At 59.0% G+C, this 17,082-nt stretch carries 23 protein-coding genes and 2 pseudogenes; 11 read left to right on the top strand and 14 right to left on the bottom strand.

From position 1 onward, the window contains the following. Positions 1 to 152 precede the first annotated feature (152 nt). Entirely contained in the window at positions 153 to 635 is a 483-nt protein-coding gene (locus ACLM45_RS02225) for a flavin reductase family protein (protein WP_006041255.1), read from the bottom strand. A gap of 112 nt (positions 636 to 747) precedes the next feature. Here ACLM45_RS02225 and ACLM45_RS02220 point away from each other — a divergent pair, with 112 nt between their 5' ends. Further along, on the top strand, positions 748 to 1,362 hold the full coding sequence (locus ACLM45_RS02220; protein ID WP_415410361.1) for a hypothetical protein: 615 nt from the start codon (positions 748 to 750) through the stop codon (positions 1,360 to 1,362). A gap of 34 nt (positions 1,363 to 1,396) precedes the next feature. Here the strand turns inward: ACLM45_RS02220 and ACLM45_RS02215 are convergent, their stop codons facing one another. The 7 genes from ACLM45_RS02215 to rsmA form a co-directional block, all read right to left on the bottom strand. After that, positions 1,397 to 1,648 carry a hypothetical protein gene (locus tag ACLM45_RS02215; protein ID WP_415410359.1) on the bottom strand — a complete coding sequence of 84 codons (252 nt, stop codon included), beginning with the start codon at positions 1,646 to 1,648 and terminating at the stop codon, positions 1,397 to 1,399. Beyond that, positions 1,629 to 2,627 (bottom strand): protein translocase subunit SecF, encoded by a 999-nt coding sequence (secF, locus tag ACLM45_RS02210; RefSeq protein ID WP_415410358.1) that lies wholly within the window; start codon positions 2,625 to 2,627, stop codon positions 1,629 to 1,631. The genes ACLM45_RS02215 and secF overlap by 20 nt, the downstream gene beginning before the upstream one ends. Before the next feature lie 3 nt (positions 2,628 to 2,630). Then, the gene (gene secD, locus ACLM45_RS02205; RefSeq protein ID WP_006041251.1) at positions 2,631 to 4,103 is read right to left on the bottom strand and encodes a protein translocase subunit SecD; all 1,473 of its coding nucleotides are present in this window, start codon (positions 4,101 to 4,103) and stop codon (positions 2,631 to 2,633) included. 3 nt (positions 4,104 to 4,106) lie between these two features. Then, on the bottom strand, positions 4,107 to 5,090 hold the full coding sequence (locus tag ACLM45_RS02200; RefSeq protein ID WP_006041250.1) for a pyruvate dehydrogenase complex E1 component subunit beta: 984 nt from the start codon (positions 5,088 to 5,090) through the stop codon (positions 4,107 to 4,109). A 182-nt stretch (positions 5,091 to 5,272) separates the two neighbouring features. Next, the gene (locus ACLM45_RS02195) at positions 5,273 to 5,617 is read right to left on the bottom strand and encodes a DUF3082 domain-containing protein (protein ID WP_006041248.1); all 345 of its coding nucleotides are present in this window, start codon (positions 5,615 to 5,617) and stop codon (positions 5,273 to 5,275) included. After that, positions 5,614 to 6,543 (bottom strand): 4-(cytidine 5'-diphospho)-2-C-methyl-D-erythritol kinase, encoded by a 930-nt coding sequence (ispE, locus tag ACLM45_RS02190; RefSeq protein WP_415410357.1) that lies wholly within the window; start codon positions 6,541 to 6,543, stop codon positions 5,614 to 5,616. The genes ACLM45_RS02195 and ispE overlap by 4 nt, the downstream gene beginning before the upstream one ends. Continuing rightward, positions 6,540 to 7,382, bottom strand: a complete 843-nt coding sequence (rsmA, locus tag ACLM45_RS02185) for a 16S rRNA (adenine(1518)-N(6)/adenine(1519)-N(6))-dimethyltransferase RsmA (protein ID WP_006041246.1) — start codon at positions 7,380 to 7,382, stop codon at positions 6,540 to 6,542. The genes ispE and rsmA overlap by 4 nt, the downstream gene beginning before the upstream one ends. A gap of 119 nt (positions 7,383 to 7,501) precedes the next feature. Between rsmA and ACLM45_RS02180 the strand changes: the two genes are divergently transcribed. Then, entirely contained in the window at positions 7,502 to 8,113 is a 612-nt protein-coding gene (locus tag ACLM45_RS02180; RefSeq protein WP_415410356.1) for a nucleoside kinase, read from the top strand. Between the two features lie 36 nt (positions 8,114 to 8,149). Here ACLM45_RS02180 and ACLM45_RS02175 read toward each other — a convergent pair whose 3' ends face one another. After that, positions 8,150 to 8,533, bottom strand: a complete 384-nt coding sequence (locus ACLM45_RS02175) for a YraN family protein (RefSeq protein WP_415410355.1) — start codon at positions 8,531 to 8,533, stop codon at positions 8,150 to 8,152. An 83-nt stretch (positions 8,534 to 8,616) separates the two neighbouring features. On the opposite strand from ACLM45_RS02175, the gene ACLM45_RS02170 reads away from it, so the two are divergent. From ACLM45_RS02170 to ACLM45_RS02150, 5 genes and pseudogenes are all read left to right on the top strand, one after another. After that, complete coding sequence (locus tag ACLM45_RS02170; RefSeq protein ID WP_415410354.1) at positions 8,617 to 9,237, top strand: AAA family ATPase; 621 nt, start codon at positions 8,617 to 8,619, stop codon at positions 9,235 to 9,237. 78 nt (positions 9,238 to 9,315) lie between these two features. Continuing rightward, positions 9,316 to 9,792 carry a pentapeptide repeat-containing protein gene (locus tag ACLM45_RS02165; protein ID WP_038004901.1) on the top strand — a complete coding sequence of 159 codons (477 nt, stop codon included), beginning with the start codon at positions 9,316 to 9,318 and terminating at the stop codon, positions 9,790 to 9,792. Beyond that, a complete protein-coding gene (locus tag ACLM45_RS02160) occupies positions 9,792 to 10,235 on the top strand; it encodes a hypothetical protein (RefSeq protein ID WP_415410353.1) in 444 nt (147 codons plus the stop codon). The genes ACLM45_RS02165 and ACLM45_RS02160 overlap by 1 nt, the downstream gene beginning before the upstream one ends. An 87-nt stretch (positions 10,236 to 10,322) precedes the next feature. Further along, positions 10,323 to 10,643: pseudogene (locus ACLM45_RS02155) on the top strand (circularly permuted type 2 ATP-grasp protein); the annotation flags it as partial. Then, the gene (locus ACLM45_RS02150) at positions 10,640 to 11,074 is read left to right on the top strand and encodes a 23S rRNA (pseudouridine(1915)-N(3))-methyltransferase RlmH (RefSeq protein ID WP_415410351.1); all 435 of its coding nucleotides are present in this window, start codon (positions 10,640 to 10,642) and stop codon (positions 11,072 to 11,074) included. The pseudogene ACLM45_RS02155 and the gene ACLM45_RS02150, both read left to right, overlap by 4 nt. A gap of 35 nt (positions 11,075 to 11,109) precedes the next feature. On the opposite strand, the gene ACLM45_RS02145 is transcribed toward ACLM45_RS02150, so the two are convergent. Beyond that, on the bottom strand, positions 11,110 to 11,502 hold the full coding sequence (locus tag ACLM45_RS02145) for a hypothetical protein (RefSeq protein ID WP_415410349.1): 393 nt from the start codon (positions 11,500 to 11,502) through the stop codon (positions 11,110 to 11,112). 98 nt (positions 11,503 to 11,600) lie between these two features. Between ACLM45_RS02145 and ACLM45_RS02140 the strand changes: the two genes are divergently transcribed. From ACLM45_RS02140 to ACLM45_RS02130, 3 genes are read left to right on the top strand one after another with little or no spacing between them, the layout of a single operon-like run. After that, positions 11,601 to 12,320, top strand: a complete 720-nt coding sequence (locus tag ACLM45_RS02140; RefSeq protein ID WP_415410347.1) for an SGNH/GDSL hydrolase family protein — start codon at positions 11,601 to 11,603, stop codon at positions 12,318 to 12,320. A 45-nt stretch (positions 12,321 to 12,365) separates the two neighbouring features. Then, positions 12,366 to 12,809, top strand: a complete 444-nt coding sequence (locus tag ACLM45_RS02135; protein WP_415410345.1) for a LexA family protein — start codon at positions 12,366 to 12,368, stop codon at positions 12,807 to 12,809. Between the two features lie 5 nt (positions 12,810 to 12,814). After that, positions 12,815 to 14,089 (top strand): Y-family DNA polymerase, encoded by a 1,275-nt coding sequence (locus ACLM45_RS02130; protein ID WP_415410344.1) that lies wholly within the window; start codon positions 12,815 to 12,817, stop codon positions 14,087 to 14,089. An 8-nt stretch (positions 14,090 to 14,097) separates the two neighbouring features. On the opposite strand, the gene ACLM45_RS02125 is transcribed toward ACLM45_RS02130, so the two are convergent. Next, positions 14,098 to 14,472 (bottom strand): hypothetical protein, encoded by a 375-nt coding sequence (locus tag ACLM45_RS02125; RefSeq protein ID WP_415410342.1) that lies wholly within the window; start codon positions 14,470 to 14,472, stop codon positions 14,098 to 14,100. Positions 14,473 to 14,533: 61 nt separating this feature from the next. On the opposite strand from ACLM45_RS02125, the gene ACLM45_RS02120 reads away from it, so the two are divergent. Continuing rightward, a complete protein-coding gene (locus tag ACLM45_RS02120; protein WP_415410340.1) occupies positions 14,534 to 15,451 on the top strand; it encodes a DUF481 domain-containing protein in 918 nt (305 codons plus the stop codon). A 2-nt stretch (positions 15,452 to 15,453) separates the two neighbouring features. Here ACLM45_RS02120 and ACLM45_RS02115 read toward each other — a convergent pair whose 3' ends face one another. The 3 genes and pseudogenes from ACLM45_RS02115 to arsB form a co-directional block, all read right to left on the bottom strand. After that, a complete protein-coding gene (locus tag ACLM45_RS02115) occupies positions 15,454 to 15,750 on the bottom strand; it encodes a hypothetical protein (protein WP_006041232.1) in 297 nt (98 codons plus the stop codon). Next, entirely contained in the window at positions 15,750 to 16,007 is a 258-nt protein-coding gene (locus tag ACLM45_RS02110; protein WP_415410339.1) for a hypothetical protein, read from the bottom strand. Before ACLM45_RS02110 ends, ACLM45_RS02115 begins: the two co-directional genes overlap by 1 nt. 1 nt (position 16,008) lies before the next feature. Further along, positions 16,009 to 17,018: pseudogene (arsB, locus tag ACLM45_RS02105) on the bottom strand (ACR3 family arsenite efflux transporter). Between the last annotated feature and the right edge of the window lie 64 nt (positions 17,019 to 17,082).

The raw sequence follows: 17,082 nt of genomic DNA, 5'->3' as shown, positions 1-17,082 counted from the left end.
CGTGTTGCTCATGCTCCCCGCTGCTCCAATGTTGAGGGAAAGCAACTCGGGCTTGAAGCTCCGAGATTTCGTTATTGAGTTCTCTCGCTGGGTCCTCTGACCATGGGGCTTCTTCACTGTGGTCCATCGCGAAGGGAAGGCCACAATCTTCATCACCCTCCGTACTGCCAGCCCGTTGCACTGAGCTCGAGTGCAGGAGCATCGCGATGGAGCAGGGAAGATTTCACTTCACCGATAAAAACCGTATGGTCGCCGTGGGCGAGCTGGCCTACCACTTGGCACTCCACTCCCCCGAGGCCATCCTTGAGAATTGGCAAACCGAGAGGCCCCAATTCGTAGGGTGCTGCCTCGAAACGTCCACCAACGGCGGATTGAGGCTTGAAGAAAACCGCAGCCAGGTCTTTCTGATCGCTGGCGAGCACGTTGAGCGAAAAACGACCTGTGCGCTGAATCATTCCGTTGCTGGTGCTGTCGGCTTTCACGGCCATCACCACGAGAGGTGGTTCAAAGGAACCCTGTGTCACCCAGCTCGCCGTAAATCCATTCACCGCATCACCCTCGGCAACGCCGCAGATAAACAGTCCATGGGGGATTTTCCGCAACAACGTTTTCTTCGCTTCAAGATCGAGAGTCATGAACGTCGCCTCGTTTTGACACCACATTAATGGGAGTATTTCTCAACTCGGAAATGGATGGGTGCACGCCTGTACCAAACTGCTAGCTTTCCGCTTCGTCTAGGAAAAACCGTTGGAGAAGCCCTCCTCGCTGATTGTATTCGCGACAGTGGCGGGAAGCGGCATGATTGGACTTCTCCTGTACGCCGGCCTTTTTTATGCCAATGCCCGGCGCTCAACGTCTGCGCCGGAGGCAAAAAAAATCCTTCCCAACTACCCCTCCAGAGAGGCGGCCCAGGCCGAGTCCGAACGTTGGGTGCAAGAGGGTGGAGAATTCGTCGTAAGAACAACGCGGCGAGTTCGCCGATCCGTACCCCTGAGCAAGCAAGAACGTCTCAAGCTGACAATGCTTGCCGACGAACGCCTGCGCGCCCGGATCGAAGCGGACTACGCCAAGTGCCTGGAGAGAGCAGACAACAACCTGGCCAAAGAACTCTGCTCGTTCCAACAGACCAGCGAACAATCACAGGAGCAAGCATCCCAGGGCTATGAAGCCAAAATTCCCAACACAAAAGTGATCGAGGATGTCGATGTTGCAGAGAGCAAAGAACCCCGTCGAACGTGCACCCTCGCTGAAAATTACCGTCGCTTCAATTGCATTGAACTGGACATTAAACGCAATGCAGTAATTGATCCAGCTCTGCGAAAGTCTTCAGCTACCAAAACCTATAAACAGTTTAGATACTGATGATTGAGAACACTGCATGTAGACATCAAGGGCTCTAATCAGCAGATCGTTCTTTAATGCGACCGCGTCGGTAATGGGACCAGAGAGAAGGCTGGAGCATCAGCACGATCACGGCCAGAGTGTGCTGTCGAAAGGCAAACATCAGCGCTGTCAACGTGATGTGATCCAGAAGAAGGCGGAGTTCTGTGCGTAAATCCAGGAACGCAAGGATCAATAGCAACAGCGGAACCCACTGTTGAGAGCGCTCCCTCTGGCCTGTCTTCACCTCAAGCACTGGCCTGGGCACTCGTGCGACTCGGCCAAAGGCTGAGCAACGAGGGTGCCAATGCAATGCTGGACCAGCTCCCCACCACAACGCCAAGGGCCAGAGCGACAGCAAACCAGTACAGCGTTGATCCACCAAAAAGAATCAGGGCAATCAAGGGGAGCAACGTGGTGCCACTTGTGTACAGCGTGCGTGTCAACGTTGCGGAAACCGCTCTGTCGACTTGCACCGTGAGGTGAAGATCGCCGTCCTCCCGTTGGCGTTCACGGATGCGGTCGAACACCACCACCGTGTCGTTGACGGAATACCCAGCAATCGTGAGGAGAGCAACGGCAAACAGGCTGTCAACCTCAAGACCCGTGATCAAGCCGAGCCAGGCAAAGACACCACAAACAATCACGATGTCGTGAGCCAATGCCACCAGAGCCAAAAAGGCAAAGCGCCGGTCGTAGCGGATTGTGATGTAGATAGCAATTCCGGTGAAAGCAACCAAAAGAGAGATCAAGCTGCTGCGCAGCAACTGAACGCCGAGGCTGGGACCAATCGTGTCAACCGACTGACCTCCAGCGACAAAGGGGCCGGCAACGGGCTCCAGGGCCTGGATCACAGCCTGCCCCTGCGATGCCGTCAGAGCTGGAATACGCAGAACAATCGACTGCCCCCGATCGAGAAGCTGAACCCTTGCTGTGTCCAGATTGGGAGCCCTTCGGCCTGGTTCAACCGGGAGTGGGATGGCCGTCAGGGTGTTTTCGATGGTGCTAACGCTTAAATCAGAGCAGGTCTCTGCAGCACAACGACGTTCCAACTGAATCTTGGTCCCTCCAGTGAAATCAAGCCCAGGCCTTAACGGAGACCGAATCTGAGGGTTGGTCCAGCTCAGGACAAGACCAGCCACGCTGATCAGAAGCACCACAGCAGAGATCAACCACACCTGACGCCTGCGGCTCGTCAAAGGAAACCGAAGTGAACGGTCTTTGGGGTCAGGATTAGAAATGGGCATAGCTCAGGCGGCCGACGAGGGAAGTTGCCCGGCGGGCAGAAAATTAGTGGGTCTGCGCAGACCCTGGTAACTCATCAGAAAACGCAGCAGGGTGCGTGTGCAGGTGAGGGCAGTGAACAAACTGAGAATCACGCCGATGCCAAGGGTCGCCGCAAAACCTTTCACCAGTCCTGTTCCCAGAAAAAAGAGCGCACCACAGCTGATCAGGGTGGTGAGATGGCCATCAAGAATCGAAGAGATGGCTTCCTGAAAACCGGTTTCGATGGATCGAATCAGCGTGTTGCCACGGCGCAGTTCATCCTTCACCCGCTCAAAGATCAACACGTTGGCATCCACAGCCATGCCGATACTGAGGATGAAGCCAGCGATCCCCGGTAGCGTGAGGGTGACGGGGATGAGGGCATACACCGCAAGATTGAACAGGGCGTAGAGGCTCAAAGCCATCACCGCCACAACCCCGGCCAAGCGATAGGTCAAAACCATGAAGAGGCCTACAAGCACAAGGCCGGACAAGGCAGCGATCAGGCTGCGACGCACGTTGTCTGCACCAAGCGTGGGACCGATGGTGCGAACTTCGAGGATCTCAACGGGAAGAGGCAAGGATCCGCCCCGAAGCTGAACCTCGAGATCTCTGGCCTCTTCAGCGGTGAAATTGCCGGTGATCGTCGCGGCTCCACCGGCGATACCAGCCGCCTTGAATTCAGGTCCAACACTGGCTTCACTAATCGGCCTTCCATCGAGAACGATGCCCAGAAGCCGATCAGTTCCGGCGATGGATTGGGTGAGCTTGGCGAAGCGATCACCTCCTTCAGCATTGAAACCGAGGGTGACCTCCCAACCGGAAGAATTCTGTCGTTGCTGACGTCCAGCAGTCACCAGATCCTTGCCGGTGAGAGCCGCTGGTTCGAAACGATCAACGATCTCAGCATTGGTGCGCTCGAGGAGCTGCTGAAGCTGCTCCTCCTCACTGTTGGCGTTACCGTCCAAGCCGAGGGCTTCCTGGACCTTGGCCAGTTCCTCGGGATTGATGGACGCGTCATCCGCTTCGGAGGCGTCCGCTTTGACAGCTAAAACACTTTTCAACTGAGCACGGAGCTGCAGAAGGCTGCGCATCTCCTCTTCAGTCCCGGGTTTCTGCGCCCTGAATTCCAGCAGAGCCGTGCTGCCGAGAACACGGGCGGCACGGCTTGGATCCGTCACCCCAGGCAGCTGCAGAAGCAGTTGGTCATTCCCGACGGTCTGGAGGGTGGATTCTGCAACACCCAGACCATTCACCCGTCGTTCCAGCACGAGCTTCACCGCATCAAGCTGTTCCGGCTTGATCGCAGTGATGGAACCGGCTGGCTGGACTTCCAGGGTGAGTTGACTGCCGCCGCGCAAATCGAGTCCGAGCTGCAGAGGAAAGCTGGAAAGAACAGACGCTGCCGCGATCGTCAGCGCAAGGATGAGGGCAAACCAGCCCTGTTGACGGGCCATCGATCAGAGCCCCTGGCGAACGATGGTCTGTGCTGCTTCAACAATCTGGTGCGGCTGAATGATCGTGAGATTTTCAAGATTGCCGTTGTAAGGCGTTGGGATGTCCTGGCTCGAAAGGCGGATCGGTCGGGCGTCAAGATCATCGAAACAATGCTCGGTGATCAGCGCAATTAACTCGGCTCCGATGCCGCCGGTCTTCATGCATTCCTCCACCACGATCACGCGATGGGTCTTGCGAATCGATCGGGCGATCGTTTCCATATCGAAGGGCTTCAGACTGATCAGGTCGATCAGCTCCACGTCGATACCGTCCTCCTCAAGCTGCTCCACCGCCTTCAGGCAGTGGTGGCGCATGCGTGAGTAGGTGAGGATCGTGACATCAGCCCCTTCCTTAACAAGGTCAGCCTGATCAAGAGCGCAGGTGAAGTCTCCTTCCGGTAGTTCCTCGCTGAGGTTGTAGAGCAGCACATGCTCGAAAAACAGCACGGGATTGTTGTCGCGAATCGCGGCCTTCATGAGCCCCTTGGCATTGGTCGGGGTGCTGCAGGCCACAATCTTGATGCCGGGCACGGCGTGGAAATAGGCCTCAAGACGCTGGCTGTGTTCAGCGCCAAGCTGGCGACCGACACCTCCAGGCCCCCGAACGACTGTGGGGATCGTGAAATTGCCACCGCTGGTGTAGCGAAGCATCCCCATGTTGTTGGAGATCTGATTGAAGGCCAGCAGGAGAAAACCCATGTTCATGCCTTCCACAATTGGCCGAAGCCCCGTCATGGCAGCACCGACGGCCATTCCTGTGAAACTGTTCTCGGCGATCGGTGTGTCCAACACCCGCAGTTCGCCGTACTTCTCGTAGAGATCCTTGGTGACTTTGTAGGAGCCGCCGTACTGGCCCACGTCCTCACCCATCACGCAGACATGAGGATCCCGAGCCATTTCTTCATCGATGGCTTCGCGAAGAGCGTTGAAGAGGAGCGTCCCTGCCACGGCGTTGCTGCAATCCCGGCCATGCCGGCGTCAGCGGCCAAGCTATCTCAGCCAAGGCAACTTCAGCCTCCAGCGGCAAAAGTAGCCAGCAGAAGTACGGAAAGAAGCAGTCCGGGGGACAGCAGCAAAATCAGCTGGCCAAGATCATGAAGGGTCATCAACAGACCATTTCTCTTTCGACGCTAGGCAGCGTCACCATCCGGTCTTGTGAAAAGACTGCGAAGAAAGACAAGAAGCAGGCCCAGGCCGATGAACGCGAAGCTGAAGGTGGCCAGGAAGCACATCCCTGTGAACAAGGTCTTCAATGCCGAAGCAATGCTCTGGGCGATGGCATTGCTGAACGAGGGGGGATGGGCAGCGAAATAAGCCACCATCCCTTTACTAAGTCCGAGGCTCAACCAAGCCAGCATGAGGCTGGTCAGAGAGCCTGAGAGAAAACTCAGTGGTCCCTTGCGGGGCCGGGAATCAACGGCCTGCTCGGGACTGATGGAGGGGTTGGCCTGATCGGCCTTCTGGCTCTCGGTCATGACATCAGCTTGACCCCGTGGGGGATTAACGAGCAACTCCAACTCCGCAAACCCAATCCATCAAGTTGAGCCTCCACAGCCTCCTTGGCCCGATCGGCCCCACTCCGGTCGAGAAAGAGTCCGAAACTGCTCGGGCCCGAACCACTCATCGCCACCTGCAAACAGCCTTGCTGGGGTCGCAGACACTCCAACGCGTTCCGCACAGACGGCGTTAGGGGCGCAACGACGGTTTGGAGATCGTTGCGTAACGGCGGGATGTCCTGGCCAAGGGGGTACAGCCATCGGGCGGAGCGGAGGTCCTGACGACGGCGTTCAAACGACGCCTCGTCTTGGAGATACTGATGGCCACGCTGGCGCCGGTACTCGCCGTAGGCCCAGGGCGTGGACACACTGACCTCGGGATCTTTCACCAGAAGAAGTCCAAGCTCGGCCTTCACAGGCGGCAGAGGCTCCAGTCTTTCGCCACGTCCAAAGCACAATTGAGTCCCACCGGCAACGCAAAACGGCATATCCGATCCCAGCTCGGCAGCCAAGCGCTCCACTTGGCTCTCAACCAGGCCCAATCCCCAGAGTTCGTTGAGTGCAACCAGCGCAGCGGCACCATCGCTCGACCCACCCGCCAAGCCAGCGCCGATGGGAATGCGTTTGCTCAGATGCATCCGCGCACCAAGTTCACTGAAGCCGGAGCGTTCCCTGAGCAGTCGAGCAGCCCGGAGGATCAGATTGTCATCACCACAGCTGAGATCTGGCTCGTCACAGGTCAGAGAGAGAGTCCCGTCCGCCGTGTTCTCGCAACGAAGCTCATCCTTGAGATCGATGCTCTGCATCACCATGGCCAGCTCATGAAAACCGTCGGCACGCAGACCAAGCACCTCGAGGTGCAGGTTGATCTTGGCGGGCGCAGTGACGCAAACCGAAGCCGTCATGGCGAGGACGCAGCGGAGTCGGCCTGATTCAAACCCCTGGCGAGCTTCACCCAGGCGTTGGGAGCCACCTCTTGGGGACGTTGGCGTAGATCAATACCGGCCTTCAGCGTGATCTCCTCCAGTTCGCAGAGGGGCTGGGACACGCTGAGGGTGTTGCGCAGCATTTTCCTCCGCGCCAGGAATGCCTGCTTGAGCAAACATTCCACGCGACGGCACGTGACTGGGTCTGGACGCTGCTCCTGGGGAAGGGGGTCAAGGCGGATCACTTCCGAGTGCACTTTCGGAGGAGGCTGAAAACAACGTGGCGGAACTGAACACACGCTGCTGCAATGGGCAAGCAGCTGCATACGAACGCTCAGGGCGCTGAAGCTGCTCGCTCCAGGCCTCGCACGGATGCGTTCAGCCACTTCCTTTTGCACAAGCAGCACCAGGCGTTGGTAGGGAGGATCAATCGGCTGATCCAGCCGACCGATCAGGCGCTCTAGAAGGGGGCCGGTGATGTTGTAAGGGATGTTGGCCACGACCTTGGTGGCCCGCTGACCATCGGGAAGGGTCAGAGGCACCTCGAGGACATCGCCTTCGCGCAGGGAAAACTGCGGGGAGTCAGCAAAACGATCTTGGAGTCCTGCAACGAGATCTCGATCCAGCTCCACGGCGTGCACCGCAGCAGCAGTGGATGCCAGAAGCCTTTGTGTGAGTGCACCTCGCCCAGGCCCCACCTCCAGAACCCGGTCATCGCTTCCAAGCTCGGATGCGTCAAGAATTTGATCCAGCACCCGTTCATCGCGCAACCAGTGCTGCCCGAAACGCTTGCGTGGCGAGTGGCCTCCGAAGCTCATCACATCGACGTCATCCGTTCACTGTGCATCAGCAGGTCTGCGCCTCCTGACTGATCCTGGTCGGGCCTTCACAATGAACTTCTGCCGAAGGTCGACTTCTGGAAGGCTCTCAGACGCCTTTGATCTGTATCTGCGGTCCTTCTGCAGCAGGGAAAACGGTGTTTTCTGGTTTGCTGGCTGCGGCACTCCAGAACGAAGGCATTCAAGCGGTCGTAATTGGCTGCGACGACTATTACAGCGAGCACTGGATCCCAGACCCGTTGTACGGCTTCGACACGGTGGATGCCATCGACGTCGACAGCCTGATCAACGATTTGAACTCGCTGCGCTTAGGACAACTGAAACATCGCCGTCGGTACGACATGGGCACCCGTGCCGTGCTTTGGACCCCAGTCGAAGACAAGGTCGATGATGCCGTCGACGTGGTGCTTCTAGAGGGAGCCTTCGGACCTCAGCTGCTTTTTGAGGAAGTACCCCCTGATCTGTTGATCTATGTGGAGGAATCACTTCCGATGAGAGTGCTGCGCCGTCTGCGACGGGACACCCGAGAGCGACAGAGAACGGTGATCTCTGTGCTGAGGCAAGTGCTCAGGCAGATGATTCCTGGTGAACAACGCTTCATCAAACCTCTCAAGGAAGAGGCGGATGTGGTGGTGAATCGAAGCGATGAGGGATTGGCAGAGGTGCTGACGCGGATCAGGGTCCTCTGCGCAGACAGGCGGAAGGATTGAAGCCTTGCTGCTGGGATTTCGTTGTCTCTTGGCGCTTCAACCCGTTGCACTGAGATCCGTAACACTGAGCCAACGCACCGCCCGATGGCTCGGGGGCAGTGGAACCAATGCAAGAACCACTTCCAGCTGACTCGTTGCGTATTCAGGGTTGAAGGCGAACCAACAGTTCAGGGTTCGGGCCAGGCGACGTCGCTTCTGCGTATTCAAAGCCGCTTGTCCCCAGCCATCTGGTCCGCAGCGCCGGCGCCCCTTCACCTCAACCGCCAACAAGCGGGATGTCTTCCCACTGTGTTTGCACATGAGCAGATCAATTTCCCCGTAACGGCAGCACCAACGCTGATGCAGCAGGACCCAACCACGGGTTTGCAGAAGATCCAGTGCCCGTGCCTCAGCCCAGAGGCCCGACGATGCAGTGCTCAACCTTGCCTTCATGCAATTAGGAGAGATCTGATCTGAAGCATTCCCCGCAATGTTGCAGCGCTAGAACAGCTCAGAGGCGCCAGATGCTCGTGCGAATCGCCATCAGCGGAGCCCATTCCCAGGGGAAAAGCACATTGGTCTGGGACTGGGTGAAACGCAATCCTCATTACATTCGCGAAGAAGAACCGTTTCGAGCCCTTCACAACGAGGGCTATGACATTCAATTTCGCCAGGAATGCAATCGTTTGCATAACGGCATTCAGTTGTATTACAACGCCAGCCGAGTCAATGCCTATGGATGCAGAAACGAATGCGTGATTTTCGATCGCGCACCAGTGGATTACATCGCTTACTCGCAGTACACAGCGGACTACGGCACGACTGATATCAACAATGAATTCGTTGAAGCCATGGTTCCAAGGGTGAGAGACACACTTCAAAACCTTGACCTGATCGTTTTCATACCCATCAGCGACCGATGGCCGGTGAAGATGGAAGACGATGGCATTCGCCCTATTGATCTCCCTTACCGCAGTGAAGTTGATGCCATTTTCAAACAGATTTATCGCGACAAGCGATTCAATGTGATGCCAACGCAGAACGCTCCACAACTGATCGAACTTTGGGGGTCCCGCGAGGAGCGGCTTGAACGGCTTGAAGACGCCATCAGAAGACAGCGCCGATCGTTCACGCCTGAGGGATGACGGTCTCGATATGGGCTCCCAGGCGTGAATGTCCAAGGCCCATCCCGCTTAGTCTGGTTTTACGCCTTGATTTCAATGATGCAACGCTGTCTGCTGGCTCCAGTGCTTGCCTTGTTGCTGGTGTTCGGCCTGCTGCTTCCCTCCGCTGAGGCAGCGATGGATTACGCCAAACAGGTGCTGATCGGAGCTGATTTCGCCAACCGGGAGATGCAGGGGGTGACCTTCAACCTCACCAACCTGCGCGAGGCTGATCTCTCGGGTAGTGACCTGCAAGGAGCCAGCTTGTACGGCGCCAAGCTGCAGGACGCCAACCTCAGCCGCACCAATCTCCGCGACGCCACGCTGGATTCCGCCGTGCTCAACGGCACGGATCTCACCGATGCCGTTCTGGAAGACGCCTTCGCGTTCAACACCCGTTTCATCGATGTGACGATCAGCGGCGCTGATTTCACCAATGTGCCCCTGAGAGGGGATGTGCTCAAAACCCTCTGCGCAGCGGCTGAGGGCACCAACCCCGTGACCGGACGGGACACCCGCGACACCCTGGGCTGCTGATGAGCTTTGACCCTCGCAGCCTCGAACGGCTGAAGAAACTGGGCCGGGAATTGCCGCAATCGCTGCCGACCCCTGCTGACAAGCCCAGTGAGGCCCCTCGCGCCAGCGAGCGGCTCCACAAGGTGGAAACAGAAGAGAATCCCCAGGCTCTCTTCCATGAACTGATGAACGTCAGCGGCGATGGAACCGTTCCAGAGCACCTCTTGGATCGTCTTCGCCAAGCGGAGACCAAAGCCGAGGCGGAATCCCGGCAACAGACGCGGGGAGCAGCACACAACTCACCCCAAGAGGGGGTTCTGTCTTCGGCCCCAACGCCAGCCCGCAATGCCGGCCCGGGAAAAAACACCCGTCCTCGACGCCCGGCCGTGACTCCCGGCAGCGAAGAGGAAAGCCTGTATGTGGCGTTCGGGCAGCTCCTGCTCGAAGACGATGACGCCGGCTGAGGCCATGGCTACTCCGTCCGTATCCGAGAAGCCTCCTTGGCGGCCTGACTGCCGCAGAACTCAGCCCATTGACCTCGGCCCGTTCAGCAGGGTCTGCAGCTGCTTCGCAATGCTCTGCATCAGCCCTGCCCCCATCAGGATGATCCACTGATCGTGTTGCTCACTCCCAGCGCCGTCAGTACCGAGATCAGTGAGCACCGCTTTCTGGCTGAATCCATGGGAATTTCACTGGCCTCTCCAGAGGATCTGCATGGCGATCAGAACCGGCTGTTTCTCCTACAAAACGTACAAAATTTGCCCGTGCGTCCAGAAGCGCTCACTCGCGTGGCGCCCCCTGGCTCCTCGATCGTGAATCTGAACCGCGGCGGCAGCCTCAAGGACACCTGGATTCTCGACGACGCGGCATGAACATCTCTCGCTGCCGGATCATTGCTATTGGGAAGGTGCGCAAGGGCTGGGTCCAAGAAGGGGTGGCCCTCTACCTCAAACGCCTCCAGGGCCTCCAGGTGGTGGAACTCAAAGACAGCACACCCGAGAAGGAAGCGGAGGCTATCCGCTCCACGCTGCGAGCAGATGAATGGCCGGTGATGTTGATGGAGCAAGGCACGCCACTGGCTTCGATCCCTTTCGCTCAACGGCTCGAGCGTCTGGGCAATGAACGCCTGGCTTTTGTGATCGGCGGCGCCGATGGACTCACCGATGAGCTCAAAGCTGCAGCCCGCTGGCAGCTGAGCCTCTCACCAATGACTTTCCCCCATGAACTCGCTCGGCTGCTGTTGCTCGAGCAGCTGTTCCGGGCGCAGGCCATTCTTCAAGGGAGCCCCTACCACCGGGCATGAGCTGTCATGAACGGTCCCCAGCAGATCCCTGGCAACTAAATAGTCCAGGGCGTCAGGGTTACCGGCTGGAATTTGGCGATACTCATCGTCCAGGCACGTCCACCCATCGCCCGTAGGCCGGCATGGAACGCCTCGGTATCGCCACTGTTCAACCAGGCTGCTTTCAACGCTGGAAGGTCCTCGGGCAAACGCTCCATCGCCAGCTCCACCAGCAGCAGGCTCTCCACCCCGCAGGCTCGCTTCAAGGGGCCGTTTTCACTGCGTTGCCAGACGCGCAGCAACAGCTCCAGAGCCAGGCCGTGGGCCGCTTGTGTTGGCTGATCGGCAACGGCTTCATCGGCCTTGAGTGAACGACCCGCAAGGGGGAGAGCTCTGGCCCCTCCCTGTTCAATCAGGGCCAGAGCTATGAGATAGGGAGACTCAGCCATGGGTGTGTCCGCAATCCGGGCATCCTCACTGATCGGAACCGCATTGGCACCGCCTACCGGGTGTCGCTGAACTGAAGCAACGCGTGTCCTCGCCCTCCATGACAGCAACCATCCAGGATCCCCGAACCATTCTCTGTTTCGGCGATTCCAACACCTGGGGATTCAACCCGGACGGCAGCGGACGCTTTCCGCAGCCAACACGGTGGCCGAATCAGCTGGAGCATGCTCTCAACCAAACCAGGCCCGAGCTGCCTTGGCGGACCGTCGAGGAAGGACTCAATTCCCGTACATGGCTGCACGACGATGCCATCGGTACCGCGAACTACGGCGGCGACTACAGCTGCAGCGGCCGATCAGGCCTCATGACCGCTCTCCACAGCCACAAACCGATTGATGTGGTGATCCTTGCGCTGGGTTGCAATGACTGCAAGGGCTATCTCAATCTCTCCGCCGAGCAGATCACGGCAGGCGCTCGCATCCTGATTCATGACACCCGCAGAGCCCTGAATTGTGGCCCCCGCCTTGATCCGCCTACGTCTCCGCGGATCATTTTGATGACACCACCGGCCATCCGGATCACTCCCCAGTCGCTGACCTGGGGGTTCGAGGGCGCTGAGCTCAAATCCCAGGCACTGGCAGAGCACTACCGCCGACTGGCCGCTGAACTCGACGTGGCCTGTTTCGACGTGCAGCCCGTCGCCAATCCCTCGATCCTGGATGGCGTTCACTTCGATGCCCAGGCTCAGGCGCTGATTGCTGCCGGGCTTGCTGCATGCATCCGCCAGACCCTGGGGCAACACCCAAGCGCAGACAATTAGAACGCCTGTACTAATCTAGAAGTCTGATTTGCTCGTTTCGTCTCTGTGGCGTTCGATCGCTCCTTCGGCCAGTTGCCACAGCCCCTGTGTTCCCACCGGCGTCCGCTCCACCTGCCCCTGGCCGGCGAACGGGTGGCTGCGGGCTTTCCCTCCCCCGCGGACGATTACGTGGAGGTGGGAATCGATCTCAACGACCAGCTGATCCGCCATCCCAGCAGCACATTTTTTCTGAGAGTGAGCGGTGATTCCATGACCGGCGCCGGCATTCATGACGGCGATCTGTTGGTGGTGGACCGCAGCCTCGACCCCAGGCCGGGTCGAGTGGTCGTGGCGGTGCTCGATGGCGGTTTCACACTCAAGCGACTGGCACTCCATCGCGGTCGACTACGGCTGGAGGCCGCCAATCCCGACTATCCCCCCCTGGAACTGGAGGACTGCGGCGACATGCAGATCTGGGGCGTCGCCATCCATGTGATTCACCCCCTCTAAGCACCATGAGCCGGGTCACCGCCCTGATCGATGCCAACAATTTCTATGCCTCCTGCGAACAGAGCCTCGATCCGGCCCTACTGGGACGCCCCGTCGTGGTGCTGTCGAACAACGACGGCTGCATCGTGGCCCGCAGCGCCGAAGCCCGGGCCCTCGGCATCGCTATGGGCACCCCCTATTTCAAGGCGAAGCAGGACCTGGAAGCCCAGGGAGTGGTGGTGCGAAGCTCCAACTACGCCCTCTACGCCGACATGAGCCAGCGGCTGATGAGTCTGCTGGAAAGCCAGGTGGAAGAGCTCGAGGTGTATTCCATCGATGAAGCCTTCGCCCGCATCAGCCGTCCTGCTGATGGCGATCTACGACCCTGGGGCCGACGCATGCGGGCCCTGGCACGGCGCAATCTGGGGCTGCCGATCGCCATCGGACTGGGAGCGAGCAAAGGCCAGGCGAAGCTCGCGAACCGACTGGCGAAGGTGGAGGCCAGCCATGCCGGCCTGTTCGATCTCGGAGACTGCGGCGACGGGGATCGCTGGCTGGAGACGATCGCCATCGAGGATGTGTGGGGAATCGGCCGCAAGCTGGCCCACTGGTGCCGACTGCGAGGCGTGCGCAATGCCCGCGAGCTGCGCGACATGGCCAGCGGTCCGCTGCGGGCCAAGGCAGGCGTCGTGGGAATACGCCTGCAACGCGAGCTGCAGGGTCACGCCTGTCTCCCCCTCGATCTCACCCCGGCACCCAAACAGGAAACCTGCGTCAGCCGCAGCTTCAGTCGGCCGGTCACCTGTGTGGAGGAGCTGCGTGAAGCCGTAGCCACCTATGTGGTGCGAGCGGCCGAGAAATTACGCCGACAGAATCAACGGGCCGCGGCCCTGAGTGTGTACACCCGCACCAGCCCGTTCGTGCCCGCCTTCTACAGCCGGAGCGCCAGCACCTCTCTCGACCTGCCAAGCAACGACACCCAGGTGCTGCTGCAGGCAGCCCTTCCCCTGGTGGAGCGCATCTTTCAACCCCATCGGCAATTGGCGAAGGCCGGAGTCCTCATGCAGCACCTGCAGGACACCGAGCAACTGCAGCACCATCTGCTGGTGCCCTGCAGCGCTGTGGACCAGGCACGCCGGGAGGTGCTGATGCGCACCATCGACCAGCTCAACCAGCGGCATGGGCGGGGAACCATTCAGTGGGCCGCCTGCGGCCTGCATCCGGGCTGGACGATGCGGCGTGGGCAGCTCGGCCGCGCCGCCACCACGCGCCTGAGCGATGTGCCGGTGGTCCAAGCCTGAACCTGGCGTCAACCACGGGAGAGGAAAGCGCAATCACCGAGGGAGGCGACCACCTGACTGACTCCGTCTTGAAAATGACGCGCATCAATCGCACCGGTTCGGGAGAAACTGGTCTTCAACGTCTTGAGTTGTTCCACCGCGGCATCAGGGGACAGCACCTTGTCGTCTCTGACCAGCGAACAGAACGTGGCCGCCGCTCCGTAGCCAAAGCCGCTGGAGAACGCACGACGCCCGAACCAGGCAGCTGAAAACGGCAGGATCACTCCGCCGCAAAGGAGCACAGCCAGGATCACGATCCAGAATCGTCCGCCTTGCAGCCAGTAGGGGACCAAATAGAGGCCATCATCAGCTGGAGAACGGTCATGGCGGGAATGATCAGGCATCAGGGAACACAGCGAGCCAGGAGTGTTGTGACAAAATCTGCAGTCGCAAAGTGATTTGAAAGTGCTGCGCAGACTTCCCATCACAGCAGCGCTTCTGCTGTTCGGACATTCAGCACTGGCTGCTCCAGTAGCAAAGAAAGAACAGGTCACGCTCAAACTGAAGAACGGAGACACGCTGAAGGGCGTGCTGGTTCCGGAGGAGACCACAGAAACCATCACCATTCTTCTGCATCCAGTGCTCGGTCGGCTGCGCATTCCGGCCACGGCTCTGATCGTCGAACCACCAGCAAAGCCATGGAGTCTGAGTGTGTCCGGAGGACTCTCTGCGAACAACACAGACAACGATCTCTCCGCAGGTGGAACCTTTCAGCTCAACACCAGCTACAGCAAAGGTGCCGACCGTGTGAGCGTGAGAGGACGTGCCACCTACGAGGTCACACGCGACCAGGGAGAGACAGCGAACACAACGGACACCAACGAAGGCGAAGGCGAACTGCGTTACACGCGAGCGTTGGGGAATCGCCTGAACGCTTATGCAACTACCACCTTCAATTACGACACGCTCAACACGATCGGAACCGACGTGTTTGTGGGATCCGCTGGCCTGGGCTACGACCTGATCAAAAACAAAACAACAACATTGAATGTGTCTGTGGGGCCCTCGGTTCAGCAGATCTGGGGAGGCCGTGGATGTGATGCAGATCCAATCTGCGGACAGACCTTTGCCGCCAGCACCGCGAGAGCGCAGCTGGAGTGGAAACCCAGTTCCATCGCAAGCGTCACTGTCACCAACAGCTACACAGGCGCCTATGTCAACGGCATCGCCACAAACAACACCTTTTCAGTGGCACTCAAGATCTTTCCGATGGGTAATCAAAGACTGTTCACGTCACTGAACGGACAGACAATCTTCAACGAACTGCAGAGCCCGAAAATCAACAACAGCGTCTCCATGCAGCTGGGGGTCAAGCTGGATTGAACTCAAGCGTGCTGCAGCAGCTGCACTTCCTGGGCACGGCTGCTGTACAGAAGCACCATGTGCTCCCCATGGCCATTGAGCCCTGTCTGCTCTCGCAGCGAATCGGTACTGGCCAACGCCAGTCCACAGGTTTCGCAGAACAGCACTGGAAGCGTGCCGCCATGGCCCGACATCCGTTGCAGATCGAGGGCCTGACGGGCAGCCCGTTGTGCCTTCTCGAGACCCAAGCGCTCCACCAGGGAAGGCCAGAGACCATTGACGGGCTCACAGGTACTGAAGTCAATTGAGGATCCCGTCATCAGACCGGTAATTGCTCAATGGCCACCACAATCATCTGCGGCGTCACCGGAATGGTTTCCAGGGCATCGTCGTTGTCGAGGTAGGCATCGAAAGACGCGAAACGATCGATGCGGGGCTCAGCGCCTTCGGCTGCGCAGGCCTTGATCCAGTCGTTGTCGTCGGGCTTCACCGCCACGTAAGCCTGAAGGGCTTCCTCCAGGTCACCGCCATCGCCAATGCCCTCCCCGTGCCAGATCGCCTCGAAAAATTCAGACATCTCAAACAGGAAACAGACGACGGTTGCGGTTGGCGATCGCCACCAACGAGAGCATGACCGGCACTTCCACCAGAACTCCCACCACAGTGGCTAAGGCAGCACCGGACTGCAAACCGAACAGACTGATCGCCACGGCAACAGCCAGCTCAAAGAAATTCGAAGCCCCGATCATGGCTCCCGGTGCAGCAATGGCATGCGGCTGACCCCAGAGCCGCATCCACTGCGCCGTGATCCAGAAGATCAGATAGGTCTGCAAGATCAGAGGCACGGCGATCAGCACGATGGCCTGAGGGTCCGCAAGGATCGATCCGGCTTGCACCATGAACAGGAGCAACACGGTGCCGATGAGGCACGCCACGGTGAGCGGTTTAAGGCGATGCTCAAGCCTGCTGATGCGAGTCGAAGACTGCAGAAAGACCCGGGTCAGCCAACTGGCCGCTAGCGGAACCACAACAAACAATCCGACAGCCGCGATCAGGGTGTCCCAAGGGACAAGAACCTCACTCACGCCGAGCAGCATGGCTGCAATCGGAGCGAAGGCAAACACCATGATCAGGTCGTTCACCGCTACCTGCACCAGGGTGTAATTGGCGTCTCCATCGCTGAGACGGCTCCAGACGAACACCTGGCGGTGCAGGGGGCTACGCCAAGCAGGATAATGCCGGCCACGTACTGATCACCGAGTTCAGCGGGAATCCAGGGAGAGAACAGGCCGCGGATGAACAGCCAGGCCAGCGCTGTCATCGTGAGCGGCTTGATCAGCCAGTTCACAGCAACGGTGATGAGCAGACCGCGCGGTTGACGGCTGAGACCTCTGATCGCGGAGAAATCAACCGCCAGCATCATCGGGTAGATCATTCCCCAGATCAGCAGAGCGATCGCGATGTTGATCCCTGCCACTTCAAGGGATGCGATCACCTCCGGCAGGGCAGGAACCGCTGCACCGAGTGCCACGCCCGCGATGATCGCCAAAGCGACCCACAGACTGAGAAAGCGCTCGAAAACACCCATCAGGCTTTCAGGAGTTCGTTGAGATTGTCGCTGACGCGAGGATCCGACACTGACTCTCCCCGGC

This window comes from Synechococcus sp. A10-1-5-9, assembly GCF_047716785.1.
Classification (GTDB): domain Bacteria; phylum Cyanobacteriota; class Cyanobacteriia; order PCC-6307; family Cyanobiaceae; genus Synechococcus_C.
The sequence above is the reverse complement of the archived record's forward strand: the minus strand, read 5'-3'. Positions and strand labels throughout refer to the sequence as shown.